Here is a 13591-nt window from a genome sequence, read left to right as displayed (position 1 = left end):
CGCCTCCGGAGGCAGGCCCCACCGGCGTGTTCTACGCCCGTGCCACCCGCAGCGTCAGGATCTGGAACGGGCGCAGCACCAGTCCCACTTGGCCTCGCACGCCCAGTTCGTACGGCGGTGATCCGGCGAGAGGCCTCTCCAGCAGGTCCGTCTCCGTCACCGACACCGCAGGGAAGCCGACGGTCAGCGCGCCCTTCGCACGGCCGCCCGCCGCCTCGTACAGCCGGACCACCACGTCGCCGCTGCCGTCCTCCGCCAGCTTGACCGCCTCGACGACGATGCGGTCGTCGTCCACGGACAGGAGCGGCTCGACGGGTGTGCCGCTCACGCCGGTGACCGCGCGTTCCGGCAGGTTGATCCAGTGGCCCTCGCGGACCGCGTCGGTGACCGTGGCACCCGGGGCCAGTGCGAAGCGCAGCCGGTGGGTGCCCCGGTCGGTCTCCGGGGCCGGGTAGCGCGGGGCGCGCAGCAGGGAGAGGCGGACGGTGGTGGTCCGGCCGCCGTCCGCACGGATGTCGCGGGTGACGTCGTGCCCGTACGTGGAGTCGTTGACCACGGCCGCGCCCCATCCCGGCTCCTCGACCTGGAGGGAGCGGACGGCGGGGCGGATGCGCTCCGCCAGTACGCGCCTCAGGCGGTGTTCCACGATGCTGCGGTCGTCATGCCTGAGGGGTCGCTCCGGAGGTCGGGGGAGAGAGGGCCGCGCTTACCAGGAGTGGGCCGCCGTGGCGGGCCGGGAGGAGGCGAACAGGGGTCCCACCGCGCGGACTTCGAGCGTGGTACTCCGTTCGTTGTCGGCGGTCCGGAGGAGGCTCGGCACGTAGAAGGCGCTGCCCGCCGTGCCGCCCAGGAAACGCCGGGAGCCCCCGGGCAGCACCTGGTGCACCTCGTAGTGTCGCGCCCCGCGTACCGGCTCCCAGCGCAGCCGCAGTTCGGCGGTGGCGGGAGCGGTGGGCGTGGCGGGAGTGGTGCGGTGGTCGGTGATGCGTACGGAGCGGGGCCGCTCGGGGGCGGGCAGGGCACGGACGCGTACGGACAGGGCGCCCAGCCGCCAGGACACCTGGCCGGCCGCCGTGAGCCGCACGCCGATGGCGTGCACCGGACCATGGGGGAGGCGGGCGGTGGAGGTGGTCCAGCCGCCCGAGGCGCGTACCGACGTGGTGCGCAGCCTGCGGACACCGGCCGGTCCCGTCACCGTCACCTCGACGGACGCGGCCTGCCCGGCATCCGTCCGGTGCGTCAGTTCCACGACGCCGGTGGGCACGTCGAGCCGGGTGTGGAACAGGTCGACCTCCACGGGCGCGGACCGCTCGAAGCTCCCCGACACCAGAAGACTGCTGCCGCCGCGCCACGCCGCGTCGAAGTCGAACCCGACCCGCGGGCGGGTCCCCCGGGTGCGGACGGTCCAGCGGCGGGAAGGCAGCAGGTCCTGGAGGCCCAGATGGTTCCATCCCGCGTCACCGGTGCGGCGGCCGTCCTCGTACCAGGCCACTCCGTGGCCGGTGTTGAAGGTGGTGGCGAAGGGGAGGGCGGTGATGGTGGAGCGGTCGGCGACGTACTGGGCGGCGGGCCGCCAGTTGCCGGGCCCGCTCGGGGCGGTGGGATCGGTGCGCTCACCCACCCAGAACTGGTCGTCGCGGGCGTGGAAGAGGGCGGGCGTGCGGGTGGCCTGCGGCAGGGAGTGCAGCGTCCACTCGGGCCGGTACAGCCCGAGACTCGTGACGTGGTCGCGGGTGGCCGGGACGATGGCGTCCCAGTCCTCGCGGGTGTTCCAGCCGTTCGCCTCGACGTCCACGCCGGCCATCAGCTCGTACGGCGAGCGGCCCATGCCCTTCGCGTACGCGGCGGACTCGGCGAGGCGGGCCGGGGTCCAGCGGAAGTCGACGAACAGGGTGCGGGAGTTTCTGAAGAAGGCGGCATTCCTGTCGTTGAGGGCGCCCTGCCAGCCGACGCGGCCCTCCGAGTTGAAGGCGTCGTACCAGGTGACGGAGAGGTCGGGGGCGTCGGTCCGCAGCGCCTTCACGAACGCCTCGAACTCGGCGGCGAGGGCGCGGTCGCCGCCGGCGTCGGTCTCGCCGTTGAGGAACCAGCCGTCGAAGCCGTGGCTGCGGGCCACCCCGATGAGCTTGGCGGCGAGCGGGAACCTGCCGAGGGAGTCCCGCTGCACCAGATCGCGCGTCCACTTCAGGCTGCCGCCGTACGCGGCCGGGGGCAGGAAGACGTTGCCGAGCACCCGGACGCCGTTGCGGTGTGCGGCGTCCACGACCGGGGCGTTCGGCGCCAGGATGATCCCCTCGCCGGAAGAGCCGCCCCAGAAGACGAGCTCCTCGAGGTAGGCCCAGTGGGAGAGGGCGTAGTAGTCGGCGCCCGGACCGCCCTGCGAGGGGTTGCGGGCGGTCGGGCCGAAGGAGACGAGAGCGGAGACGCGGGCCTGGTCGACGCGGGCGGTGGGGTTCGCCGGTGCCGGAGTGAAACGGGAGGCGAGCGGAACGGTCGACCGGTTGAACGGCAGGTCCGGGTCGTCCTCGGCCCGCCACGCCTTCAGGCTGCGCCACACGGCCCCGGGGTCGGGCTCACGCCCCTCGGGGAAGGAGTCCGGGAACCAGTAACTGGCATAGGGCTGGAGGGAATCACCGGCTCTGCCGGCACCCCCGGCCTGCCGGACGGGTGCGGCCTGCGGGGCCTGGGTGGCCTGCGCGGCCCCAGGAAGCGCCAGCAGGGCGGTGGTGGCAGTGGCAGCGGTGAGCAACGTGCGACGGGAAAAGGACATGAGGGCTCCAGGAGAGAGGCCGAGGTAGGGGAGCAGGGAACTGCGCGGGAATCCGGCGACGCGCGCCCGCGGGTGGATCGACAGCCAGGCGGCAGCGCCACGCGGCGATTGCGGTCAAGCGGTGCCGTCACGTCTTGACGGCGCCCTCCCCCACCCCCTTGAAGAAGTACCGCTGCAACGCGAAGAACAGCAGCATCATGGGCAGCAGTGCCGCCATCGCCCCGGCCGCGATCAGCCGCTGGTCGTTCACCGTCGTCGCCCCGGCCAGCGTCTTGAGTCCCAGCTGAAGCGTGTAGTTCTCGCTGTTGGTGAGGACGATGAGCGGCCACAGGAAGTCGTCCCAGGCACCCATGAAACTGGTGATGCAGACCACCGCCAGGGCTCCCTTGGCACTGGGCAGGAACACCCGCGTGAACCGCTGCCACTCGTTGGCTCCGTCCAGCACCGCGGCTTCCTCCACCTCCTTGGGCACGGAGAGGAACGCCGCCCGCATGATCATCAGGTTCAGTACGGACACCGCACCGGGCAGCCAGACCCCGATCAGCGTGTCCACCAACCCCATCTCACGGACCGTCAGGAACATCGAGATCATGACGGACTCGAACGGGAACATCAGCGTCGCCACCAGCACGGTGAAGACGGTCTTGCGGCCCCGCCACCCGGCCCGCGACAGCGCGTATCCGCCCATCGCGGCGAACAGACAGTTGGAAGTGATGGCGAGCGCGGCGACGATCAGGGTGTTGCCCACGTACTGGAAGAGCGGGAAGGCCTCGGCCACCCGCACGTAGTTGTCCAGGGTCGGGTCGCTCGGCAGCACGCCCGCGTAGACGCTCTCGCCGCGCCCCTTCAGCGACGTCAGGAACTGCCAGACGATCGGGCCGAGCATGACGACCAGCATCAGGATGAGCGTGAGGTAGCGGCCGACGAGGCCGGCGCGCAGCCGCCTGCGCGGGCGTTTCGGCGGGAGCGCGGAGCCGGATGCACGTATGCCGGAACCGGCGCCGGCAGGGGTGGCGGCGGTCGTGGTGGTGGTGCTCAACTCTCGTCACCCTTCGAGAGACGGTGCCCCAGCAGGCTGAAGACCAGCGTGAGCAGGAACAGCAGGATCGAGATGGCCGCCGCGTACCCCGTCTCACCGGCGAAGCCGAGACCTACCTGACGGATCAGGAACGGCAGGGTCCGCGACCCTCCGCCGGGCCCGCCGCTCTCGCCGCCCAGGATGTAGATCTCGGTGAACACGCGCAGCGCCGAGATCGCCGACAGCGTCCCGACCAGCAGCATCATCGGCTTCACCGTCGGCACGGTGATGCTGAAGAAGCGGCGCACCGGCCCCGCCCCGTCGATCGCGGCGGCCTCGTACAGCGTCGAGGGGACGTTCCCGAGGGCGGCCAGGTAGAAGACCATGTAGTAGCCGAGGCCCTTCCAGACCGTCACGATCATCGCCGAGACGAGCAGCATGGTGGAGTCGGTGAGGAACGGGATGGGCTCGCTGATCAGGCTCAACTTGGTGAAGACCGTGTTGACCAGTCCGTCGCTGCGCAGGATCCACTGCCACATCAGTCCCACGACCACCGCCGAGGCGATCACCGGCGTGTAGAAGGCGGACCGGAAGAATCCGATGCCGGGGACCTTCTTCTGGACGAGCACGGCCAGCGCCAGCGGCAGGAACACCAGGCACGGCACCACCACGACCGTGTACAGCACGCTGTTGAACAACGCCAGCCAGAAGGTGTCGTCACCCACCGCCCGCACGTAGTTGTCAAATCCCACGAAGCCGCCCCCGCGCAGGATCTGAGCGTCCGTCAGGGAAAGAATGACCGTGTTGACGAACGGCCACAGGCTGAACAGCACCACCAGGGCGAGTCCCGGCAGCAGGAAGAGGTACGGCGCCCACCAGCGGCGGTGCACCAGGCCCGTTTCGCTTCCCATGGCCCGCCGGAGGCGGCGGGCCTCCCGCTTACCGGTAGCGGTGATCTGTGACATGACGGGGGTGCCGCCTACTTCTTCTTCAGTTTGGCCTGCTGGGCCAGGATCTTGTTGGCCTCGTCCTGCGCCTTGGTGAGGGCGGCTTTGGCGTCCGTCTCGCCCTTGATCGCCTTCTGCATCTCGCGGACCACGGCATCGCCGATCTGGCTGGTCCATTCGACGGGCGTGTTCGCGTCGAGCTGGGCCTCCTTCAGTTCCTCGGCGCCGAGTGCCCGGGCCAGGGTCTCCGGGTCCTTGCCGTCCCCCTTGTCGCTGAAGTACGGGTCGGCCAGCCCCTTCGCGTTCGAGGGGTAGATCGCGACCTCCTTGGCGAAGGCGACCTGGTTGGGCCCATTCGTCACCCACTTCGCGAACTCGGCTGCCGCGTCGGGGGACTTGGTGTCCTCGCGGACGCCGAGCGACTGGGTGTAGATGCCGATGTGGCCGAGCGTTCCGGTGATCGCCTTCTGCACCTGCGTCTTGGCGTACACCTTCGGTGCGTTCTGCTTCACGTCGCGGATGAAGCCGGGGGAGCCGGGGCCGAAGACCAGTTTGTCCGCGCCGTACAGCTGGCTGATGTCGTCGGACTTGGTGAGCGACTCCTTGGGCATGGCGCCCTTGGCGTACAGCTCCTTCATCCGCTCGATCCAGGAGACGGCCTTGGGGGTGTCGAAGGCGAACTTGTCCTTGGTGCCGTTGAGGATCGGGACGCCCATCTTCTGCCAGTCGCCGGGCAGCCGCGACTTCGGGTCGGCCATGAACGCCGCGAACCTTCCGCCCGACTTCTCGGTGATCTGCTCCGCGTAGTCGAAGAACTGCTCGACCGTCGTCGGCGGCTTGTTCACGTCGAGACCCGCCTTGGCGAACAGCTCCTTGTTGTACGTGAGGATCTCCGGCGTCACGTACCAGGGGTAGGCGAACACGCCCTGCCCGGCGGGGAGTTTGTACTGGTCCCAGGCTCCGGGCACGTACTCCTTCTGCACCGCCGGATCCAGCTTGGCGACATCCGCCAGCATGCCCCGGTCCGCGAGCAGCTGGAAGGAGTCGGTGTTGAGGTTGACCACGTCCGGCAAGGCACCGGCCTGGGCGTCGGCGACCAGCTTCTCGTTGTAGCCCTCGCCCGGCACGTCCTCCCACTTGACCTGGACGTCCGGGTGCTTCTTCTCGAACGCGTCGATCACGCCCTGGACGTACGTGGTGAAGGTCGGCTTGAGCTGGAGCGTACGGAAGGTGATCTCACCGGCCACCTTGCCCGACTTCTCGGGCTGCTTGGCATCGTTGTCATTGCCGCTGCCGCCCATGCCGCAGGCAGCCGTCGACATCAGGGCTGCCGCCACGGCGGTGGCGATGGGGATGCGGGACAGGCGCCCACGGGACATCGTCGTTCCTCCTCTTCGCACCGGCCGCGCTGCCGATTGCGGAACACACGATGGGGCGGTGGAGTCATTGCCGTCAACAGGTGTGCACGCATTTGTTTTTGGGTCGCCGTGAGCTGGACTAATGCGGTTGAGTGCGGAGTTGCCTGGGGGAGGGTGCCGCGGTAATGCTTCGGTGAGCTAATGCGGTTTAGTCAAATGGCGTATGGAGCGACCGAGTTACGTGCTGCAATAGGCTTCGGGGCTGTTTCGCGTACGTGGCGGCCCCGTACGGACGCACGAAAGGACCACCGCCCCATGACTCCAGCCGCGTCGGGCGACGGCATCCGGCCGCGGCCTGCCCGCAGGCCCACCATGAAGGACATCGCGCGCCGTGCCGGCGTCTCCGAGAGCGCGGTCTCCTTCGCACTCAACGACCGCCCCGGGGTTTCCTCCGGCACCCGCGCGCGAGTGCGCGAAGTGGCGGAGGAACTGGGCTGGCAGGCCAACAGCGCGGCCCGCGCGCTCTCCGGCGAACGCGCGGGCTGTGCGGGACTGGTCCTCGCCCGCCCCGCCCGCACCCTCGGCGTCGAGTCCTTCTTCCTCCAGCTCGTCTCGGGCATCCAGGAGGCGCTCTCGGTGCGTCAAGTGGCCCTGCTCTTCCAGGTGGTGGAGGACCTCGACACCGAACTGGCCGTACTGCGACGCTGGTGGGCCGAGCGCCGGGTGGACGGTGTCCTCGTCGTGGACCCGAGGGTCCACGACCCCCGGCCCGCCCTGCTCGCCTCGCTCGGGCTGCCCGCCGTCGTCATCGGCGGCCTGGAAGCGGACGAGCATCACGGCGAGACCCCGCTGCCCGTCTCCAACGTCTGGGCCGACGACGCGGGCGCCATGGTCTCCGTACTGGACCACCTGTACTCGCTCGGACACCGCCGCGTCGTGCACGTCGCGGGCATGCGCGGGCTCGCCCACACCGAACGGCGCATCGTCTCGCTGCGCGCGGAGGCCGCCCGCCGCGACCTCGGCCCCCACCAGGTCCGCTCGGTGGCCACCGACTACTCCGACGCGGAAGGAGCCGAGGCCACCCGCCGCATCCTGGACGAACCGCCGCACAGCCGCCCGACGGCCGTCGTCTACGACAACGACGTGATGGCCGTGGCCGGCGCCTCCGTCGCCGCGGGACGCGGCTTCCGCGTACCCGACGACGTGTCGATCGTCGCGTGGGACGACTCCGCCCTCTGCCAGGTCACCCACCCCCGGCTGACCGCCCTGGTCCGGGACACCACCGCCTTCGGGCGGCTCGCCGCACAGGAACTCCTCGCCGTCCTCGACGGCGCCCCGGTACGCAGCCTCCAGGGCGAACTCCCGCACCTGCAGCCCAGGGAGAGCACCGGGCCGCCCCCCGGGTGCTAGTGCCGCCCGGTGATGCTGCGCAGGAAGTCGTACGGGTACGGCACGGGCTTCTCGCTCGCGGCGTCCAGCCGCTCCACCTGATCGCTCGTCAGCTCCCAGCCGGTGGCGCCCATGTTCTCCTCGAGCTGCTCGGCCGTGCGTGCCCCGACGATCGGCGCGCTCACCGCCTGCCGGGTGAGCAGCCATCTCAGGGCCACCTGCGACGGCGTGCGGCCCGCCTCCCCGGCGATCTCCACCAGGGTGTCGACGACCCGCCAGGTCTCCTCGGTGTCCCGCTCGCGCCACCCTTCCCTGCCGGAGATCTGCTGGAACTGCGCCTCGCGCGAATCCTTGGGTACGGCAGTGAGGCCGCGCCGGTACTTCCCCGTCAGCCAGCCGCCCTGCAGTGGCTTGAACGGGATCATGCCGATCCCCTCCTCGGCGCAGAGCGGGCCGAGTTCCCACTCCACCTCCCGGTGCAGCAGGTTGTAGAGCGGCTGGAGGGCGCTGTACGGCTCCCAGCCGTGTCGGCGGGCCGTGTCCTGCGCCTTCTGGAGCCTGCCCGGGGTGATGTTGCTCGCGCCGAGGTAGCGGACCTTGCCCGCCCCGACCAGGGAGTCGAGGGTGGACAGGGTCTCCTCGATCGGGGTCGTCGCGTCCCAGATGTGCGTCTGGTAGAGGTCGATGTAGTCGGTCCCGAGCCGCCGCAGGCTGGCCTCCACCGCCGACAGGATGTGTTTGCGGCTCAGGCCGCTCGCGTTGGCGCCGTCGCCCATCCGCCCCCAGACCTTGGTGGCGATGACCAGGTCGTCCCGCCGCTGCCGCGCCAGCCAGCGGCCCAGCACCTCCTCACAGACGCCCTTGCCGTACATGTCGGCCGTGTCGATGAACGTGCCGCCCGCTTCCACGAACGTGTCGAGTACGCGGTGCGACTCGGCCTCGCCGTCGCCGTCGGTGAAGGTCAGTGTGCCGAGACACAGTTCGCTGACCATGAGCCCCGTACGGCCCAGGTGTCGCTGCTCCATTCAACCCCTCCGTGATGTCGCCGCACGATACGAGTGGGAGTGCACGCGAGGGCAAGGGGGAGGGGGCGAGCGGGGCCGGTTCTGGCCGTACGGGGCCCGGCGGGCCCGGGGGTCTCAGCTGCCCAGCACCACGCACGACTCCGGCGGCAGCACCAGCACCCCGTCCGCCCCCGGGGCCTCCACCGGCTCCCAGGCGGCCAGCACCCTGGTCAGCCCGTTGCGTCCCAGCGGAATGGTCGCCGGGTCCTTGGAGAGGTTCGCCGCCACCCTGATGTCACCCCTGCGGTACGCGATCCAGCGGCCCGCCCCGTGCGCCGAGTGGGCGGCCCGTACCGCGGCGAGGTCCGGATCGGCCAGGTCGGGATGCGAGTGACGCAGGGCGATCAGGTCACGGTGCCAGGCCAGCAGGCGCGCGTGCGGCTCCTGGGAGGGCTCCGACCAGTCGAGGCACGAGCGGTCCCTGGTGCGCGGGTCCTGCGGGTCGGGGATGTCCTCCTCGGCCCACCCGTGCGCCGCGAACTCCCGCCGCCTGCCGCGCCGTACCGCCTCCGCCAGCTCGGGGTCGGTGTGGTCGGTGAAGAACTGCCACGGGGTCCGGGCCCCCCACTCCTCGCCCATGAACAGCATCGGCGTGAACGGCGCCGTCAGCACGATCGCCGCCGCACAGGCCAGCAGACCGGGGGAGAGGGACGCGGAGAGCCGGTCGCCCAGCGCCCGGTTGCCGACCTGGTCGTGGGTCTGCGCGTACCCGAGGAAACGGTGGGCCGGTGTGGTCGCGCGGTCGACGGGGCGGCCGTGCGTGCGGCCCCGGAACGACGAGAACGTACCGTCGTGGAAGAACGCCCTGGTCAGGGTCTTGGTCAGGGCCTCCAGCGAGTCGCGGGCGAAGTCGGCGTAGTAGCCCTGGGACTCACCGGTGAGGGCGGTGTGCAGGGCGTGGTGGAAGTCGTCGTTCCACTGCGCGTGCAGGCCGAGGCCCCCCGCCGTACGCGGCGCGGTGGTGCGCGGATCACCGAGGTCCGACTCCGCGATCAGGAACAACGGCCTGCGCAGCTCCTCGGAGAGCGCGTCCACTGCGGCCGACAGTTCCTCCAGGAAGTGTGTCGCCCGGGTGTCCGCGAGTGCGTGCACCGCGTCCAGGCGCAGCCCGTCGAGCCGGTAGTCCCGCAGCCAGGCGAGTGCGCTCCCGCGCAGAAACGCACGCACTTCGTCGGAGCCGGGGGCGTCCAGGTTGACGGCCGAACCCCAGGGGGTGTGGTGGGTGTCCGTGAAGTACGGGCCGAACAGCGGCAGATAGTTGCCGGAGGGACCGAGGTGGTTGTGCACCACGTCGAGCACGACGCCCAGGCCCAGCTGGTGTGCCGCGTCGACGAACCGCTTCAGCCCGGCGGGGCCGCCGTACGGCTCGTGCACCGCCCACAGGGAGACGCCCTCGTACCCCCATCCGTGCGTTCCGGGGAACGGGCAGACGGGCATCAGCTCCACATGGGTGACGCCGAGCCCCACCAGGTGGGGGAGCCGCTCGGCCGCCGCGTCGAAGGTGCCTTCCGGGGTGTACGTGCCGATGTGCAGCTCGTAGAGCACCGCGCCGGTCAGCGGACGGCCCGGCCAGTCGCCGCTCCAGACGAAGGCGTCGTGTGCCACGACCGCGCTGAGCCCGTCGGGGCCTTCGGGCTGGCGGCGCGAACGCGGGTCGGGGCGGACCGGGCCGCCGTCCAGCGCGAACCCGTAACGGCTGCCGTCCACGGCCCCGACCCGCACGGCCCACCAGCCGGGCCGCTCGGGGTCCCGCGCCATGGCGTGCGCGACACCGGAGCGGGGGGCTGCGGCGGCACGGGGGCTGGGAGTGGCGTCCGTACGGGGCCCGGTGCCTGCGTCGGCAGGGGGAGCTGTGCCCGCGTCGGCGCTGGGGCCGGCACTGGCACGGGCGCTGGGCTCGGCACTGGCAGTGGCGCTGGGTTCGGCCCGTGTGTGTGCCGGCGTTTCCGCCGCCGGCTCCGTTCCCGCCGTCGGCTCCGTGGCCGGTAGTAGGTGCAGGGTGACCTGTTCCTTTGCTTCCGGTGCCCAGACCTCGAACAGCACGGGTGCCCCTCTCGTCGGCTCCTTGGTCGCCCCCATCGTGCGCCAAAGCCCCCCACCTCGTCCCCCACTTTCACGCGGCCGGGGGCGTGGCGGCCGGCGGGGGCTCGGCTGCGGCGCCGCCTCCGCGAGGACAGGTGCCACGCCGTTCTCCGTGGGCCCGGGTGCCGCGCTGCTCCTCGTGGGCACTGGGGCCGCCCCCCTGGGGCCGGTCAGGGGCCAGGCGCGCCGGCAGGGGTGCTCAGGGGGGCCAGGCCATGGTGAGGGTGCGTTCGAAGGTGACGTACCCCGCCCGCTCGAAGGCCCTCGCCATCGGCACATTGGCAAGATCCGTAGCCGCCCGGATCCGCGGCACATCCGCCGCGGCCAGCACACGCGTACCTTCCGCGAGGATCTCGTCGACGTAGCCGTTGCCGCGAGGGCCCGGCAGCACGCCGATGTACGCGATGATCGGGTGGTAACTGTTCCTGGCCGGGACGACGAATCCCACCGGCTCACCACTGTCCGCGAGTTCCGCGATCCGCCACCACTCCCGCGGCGTCCTGAAGTGCGCGAACTCCTCGTCGTAGTGCAGCTCGGCAGCCTGCCGGGCACTCAGCCCGCGCGCCAGACGGTCCTGTCCGTGGGCGTCCAGGGTGCCCTCCAGCACCGGAGTCATCAGTGCCAGGAGGTCCTCCCGGTCACGTACCTCCCGGAAGAGCAACCGCCCCGACGGCTCCGCCACCGGAGTCCCGGGCCGCCACTCCAGCCGCAGCCGCTCCACGAGCAACCGCGCACCCGTTTCCTCCAGTACCTTCATCCGCGCCTCGACGGCACCCCGTACGGCCGCGTCCTCCCGCCAGTCGGCAGGTACGAAACGACTGAACCCTGGCCACCCGGACGTGGCGTCGCCCAGCACCTCCCGCGCCGCCCTTCGGAACAACTCGCTCCCCACCTCGACGCGTTCGGCCTCCGGCAGCGAGTCGTCCAGGTCGAAGAAGTCGAGGGCCTGCGGGGCGCCCCCGTCCTGGCCCGACCACCAGGACAGGCGGCCGAGCACGCGGTCGTCCCGCACGGCCACCCACATCCAGTCCGGTCGGCGGCGCCCCTGTGCGAGGTCGTCGGCCAGTTCGTGGTCGAGGGTGTACGAGAGCCGGCGGAAGAGGTCGAGTTCGCCGGGACCGCCAAGGGGACGGAAAGCTATGGCCAAAGGGGGCTCCAGCGCAGGGTGAACGGGGCATTCCGCAGACGTACCGCACGCTGGCTGTGCAGCGGTTTCAGCCCGCGTGGCACCCTAACCCCCCGAGGATTTGGCGGCCCGGAGTATTTCCCGGGCGCCCGGCCACCCCACGTAACACCCGTGCTGCAGGTCAGCGCCCTGCTGGACACCTCCCCCACTCCGGCCCGACAATCTTTTCGTGACGCCCCCCTACGAGCCTGAGACATATTCGGCACGGGTCTCCGACGCCGAACGGGACCGTGTGCTCGCCGTGCTGCGCGAGGGCGCCGCCCAGGGCCGGTTGTCCCACGACACCTTCCTGCACCGGATGGAACTGGCCCTCTCCGCGCGCCGCCCCGCCGACCTGGCCGCCCTCACCTCGGGCCTGGAGACCGAGGGGCGCTGGTCCCGCAAGATGTTCTCGGCGGTCGGCCGCGCGTCCTCCTTCACCGTGCGGCTGCGCAGGGCGTGGACCTCGGAGCGGCTGCCCAAGCTGCTCTTCCCGCAACCGGGACCGCTCCCGCTGCGGATCGGCCGCGAACTGGGCAGCGGGCTGCGGCTCAGCCACGAGAGCGTCTCGCGCCGGCATGCCGAACTCGCCCTGCACGACGGCGTCTGGCTTCTGCGCGACCTCGGCTCGACCAACGGCACCTGTGTGAACGGGCGCCGGATCACCGGAGTGACCGTCGTCAACGACGGCGACCAGGTCAGCTTCGGCCACATGGTGTTCCGGCTCTCCCACGACTGACCCGGGCACACCGGACCCGTGGGCCGTTCGGCCCAGCCCGGGTCAAGTCCGCCGCCCCGCCGTGCCGATGAAAGCACCGGCGCGGGCGTCCGCCCGCGCGTACCCCGTGCACAGAACGGTGACGGACATGGCGACAGTACGGACAGCGGTACGCAGGACGCTTGTCGGGACGATGGCCGCGGCGGCCCTCCTCGCCGGAGCGGGCGGCGCCGCCGCACAGGAACCCCGGCCGCAGGAGCCCACACCGCAGGCGCAGCGCCAGGCAGGCAACTGGATGCGCCTCGCGGTGGTCGAAGGGGAGGACACGGTCGGCATTTCGAAGGGCGCGCTGCTGCGCTGTCCGCAGCCCAAGCCGTCCCAGGGGCCCAAGCAGCACGTCGGAGGCCACCTGGCGCCCAGGACGGCCTGTGGCCGGCTCGACAGGGTTGACGGAGACCTCGCACGGATCAAGCGCGCCGACATCGCCTGCCCGCTGACCTACCGGCCGGTGACGGCGCTGGCGTACGGCAAGTGGGACGGGCGCCGGGTGGCATTCGCAAAGACCTACCCCAACGCCTGTGTGATGCACGCGTCGACGGGAGGGGTCTTCAAGCTGCGGTAACCAGCGCGGCCTTCAAGTCGGCAACCTCGTATTGCGGTCGGCCGCAGTGCCGCACTGAGGAGAACCGCAGTGGATCTGTGCGGCTGTCTGCAATGACGTAGCACCACCCCCGGGCGGAAGCTGATCACACAGCAGCAACAGCTTCTTCGGGAGGAGCTCTCATGCGGTGCAGTACGAGCAGGGCCGGCCGGGGCCGGACAGCCGGCCACCGTCAGAACCGTGCGATGCTGCGCCACGCACCCGTGGCGCGCCATCGACGGCCTCCTGGTGGTCCTGTGCGAGGGCGCGGGAGCCGTCGAAGTCGCATGGAGTGCCTGGCGGTTCGCGGCCCGGCGAGCAAGCGGTGGGCCCGGTGGAGGCCGGTGAACTGCGGGCCGGACACTGCTGACCCACTGACCGGGCGCGCGGGCCCGGCACCCCATGGACGGGCGGCGGGGCCGGGGTGGACTCTCCCCCGC

Annotated in this window: 10 protein-coding genes and 1 pseudogene; 3 read left to right on the top strand and 8 right to left on the bottom strand. The window is 71.2% G+C overall.

Going from position 1 to position 13591, the window contains the following annotated elements; all coding sequences use genetic code 11:
• Nucleotides 1–31 precede the first annotated feature (31 nt).
• The 5 genes and pseudogenes from ACFWVV_RS00055 to ACFWVV_RS00035 all read right to left on the bottom strand — a co-directional run.
• Nucleotides 32–595 (bottom strand): annotated as a pseudogene (locus ACFWVV_RS00055) (glycosyl hydrolase-related protein); the annotation flags it as partial.
• Nucleotides 596–706: 111 nt separating this feature from the next.
• Nucleotides 707–2770: an endo-beta-N-acetylglucosaminidase gene (locus ACFWVV_RS00050; RefSeq protein WP_384355953.1), complete on the bottom strand. Its 2064-nt coding sequence runs from the start codon at nt 2768–2770 to the stop codon at nt 707–709.
• A gap of 127 nt (nt 2771–2897) precedes the next feature.
• Nucleotides 2898–3758 carry a carbohydrate ABC transporter permease gene (locus ACFWVV_RS00045; protein ID WP_384356034.1) on the bottom strand — a complete coding sequence of 287 codons (861 nt, stop codon included), beginning with the start codon at nt 3756–3758 and terminating at the stop codon, nt 2898–2900.
• 47 nt (nt 3759–3805) lie between these two features.
• Nucleotides 3806–4753 (bottom strand): carbohydrate ABC transporter permease, encoded by a 948-nt coding sequence (locus tag ACFWVV_RS00040; RefSeq protein WP_384355951.1) that lies wholly within the window; start codon nt 4751–4753, stop codon nt 3806–3808.
• A gap of 14 nt (nt 4754–4767) precedes the next feature.
• Nucleotides 4768–6114 carry an ABC transporter substrate-binding protein gene (locus ACFWVV_RS00035; protein WP_384355949.1) on the bottom strand — a complete coding sequence of 449 codons (1347 nt, stop codon included), beginning with the start codon at nt 6112–6114 and terminating at the stop codon, nt 4768–4770.
• A 294-nt stretch (nt 6115–6408) separates the two neighbouring features.
• On the opposite strand from ACFWVV_RS00035, the gene ACFWVV_RS00030 reads away from it, so the two are divergent.
• A complete protein-coding gene (locus ACFWVV_RS00030) occupies nt 6409–7503 on the top strand; it encodes a LacI family DNA-binding transcriptional regulator (protein WP_384355947.1) in 1095 nt (364 codons plus the stop codon).
• Here ACFWVV_RS00030 and ACFWVV_RS00025 read toward each other — a convergent pair.
• The 3 genes from ACFWVV_RS00025 to ACFWVV_RS00015 form a co-directional block, all read right to left on the bottom strand.
• Nucleotides 7500–8507 carry an aldo/keto reductase gene (locus ACFWVV_RS00025; RefSeq protein WP_384355945.1) on the bottom strand — a complete coding sequence of 336 codons (1008 nt, stop codon included), beginning with the start codon at nt 8505–8507 and terminating at the stop codon, nt 7500–7502. The genes ACFWVV_RS00030 and ACFWVV_RS00025 overlap by 4 nt on opposite strands.
• A 114-nt stretch (nt 8508–8621) precedes the next feature.
• A complete protein-coding gene (gene treZ / locus ACFWVV_RS00020; RefSeq protein ID WP_384356032.1) occupies nt 8622–10304 on the bottom strand; it encodes a malto-oligosyltrehalose trehalohydrolase in 1683 nt (560 codons plus the stop codon).
• Nucleotides 10305–10827: 523 nt separating this feature from the next.
• Nucleotides 10828–11769 carry a GNAT family N-acetyltransferase gene (locus ACFWVV_RS00015; RefSeq protein ID WP_384356030.1) on the bottom strand — a complete coding sequence of 314 codons (942 nt, stop codon included), beginning with the start codon at nt 11767–11769 and terminating at the stop codon, nt 10828–10830.
• Between the two features lie 214 nt (nt 11770–11983).
• Between ACFWVV_RS00015 and ACFWVV_RS00010 the strand changes: the two genes are divergently transcribed.
• Together ACFWVV_RS00010 and ACFWVV_RS00005 are read left to right on the top strand one after the other, a co-directional pair.
• Nucleotides 11984–12532 carry an FHA domain-containing protein gene (locus tag ACFWVV_RS00010; protein WP_384355943.1) on the top strand — a complete coding sequence of 183 codons (549 nt, stop codon included), beginning with the start codon at nt 11984–11986 and terminating at the stop codon, nt 12530–12532.
• A 127-nt stretch (nt 12533–12659) separates the two neighbouring features.
• Nucleotides 12660–13133, top strand: coding sequence for an SSI family serine proteinase inhibitor (locus ACFWVV_RS00005; RefSeq protein WP_384355941.1), 474 nt, complete (start codon nt 12660–12662; stop codon nt 13131–13133).
• Nucleotides 13134–13591 lie beyond the last annotated feature (458 nt).

Origin of the sequence: Streptomyces sp. NPDC058663, from assembly GCF_042716745.1 — a bacterium.
Classification (GTDB): Bacteria; Actinomycetota; Actinomycetes; order Streptomycetales; family Streptomycetaceae; genus Streptomyces.
Note: the sequence above shows the minus strand (reverse complement) of the source record. Positions and strands in the feature narration are given on the sequence as shown.

What these genes read in the sequence shown, in the direction of transcription:
- treZ (WP_384356032.1), bottom strand. Translation starts at nt 10,304, where the DNA reads ATGGCGCGGGACCCCGAGCGGCCCGGCTGGTGGGCCGTGCGGGTCGGG.
- ACFWVV_RS00040 (WP_384355951.1), bottom strand. Translation starts at nt 4,753, where the DNA reads ATGTCACAGATCACCGCTACCGGTAAGCGGGAGGCCCGCCGCCTCCGG.
- ACFWVV_RS00035 (WP_384355949.1), bottom strand. Translation starts at nt 6,114, where the DNA reads ATGTCCCGTGGGCGCCTGTCCCGCATCCCCATCGCCACCGCCGTGGCG.
- ACFWVV_RS00025 (WP_384355945.1), bottom strand. Translation starts at nt 8,507, where the DNA reads ATGGAGCAGCGACACCTGGGCCGTACGGGGCTCATGGTCAGCGAACTG.
- ACFWVV_RS00050 (WP_384355953.1), bottom strand. Translation starts at nt 2,770, where the DNA reads ATGTCCTTTTCCCGTCGCACGTTGCTCACCGCTGCCACTGCCACCACC.
- ACFWVV_RS00030 (WP_384355947.1), top strand. Translation starts at nt 6,409, where the DNA reads ATGACTCCAGCCGCGTCGGGCGACGGCATCCGGCCGCGGCCTGCCCGC.
- ACFWVV_RS00005 (WP_384355941.1), top strand. Translation starts at nt 12,660, where the DNA reads ATGGCGACAGTACGGACAGCGGTACGCAGGACGCTTGTCGGGACGATG.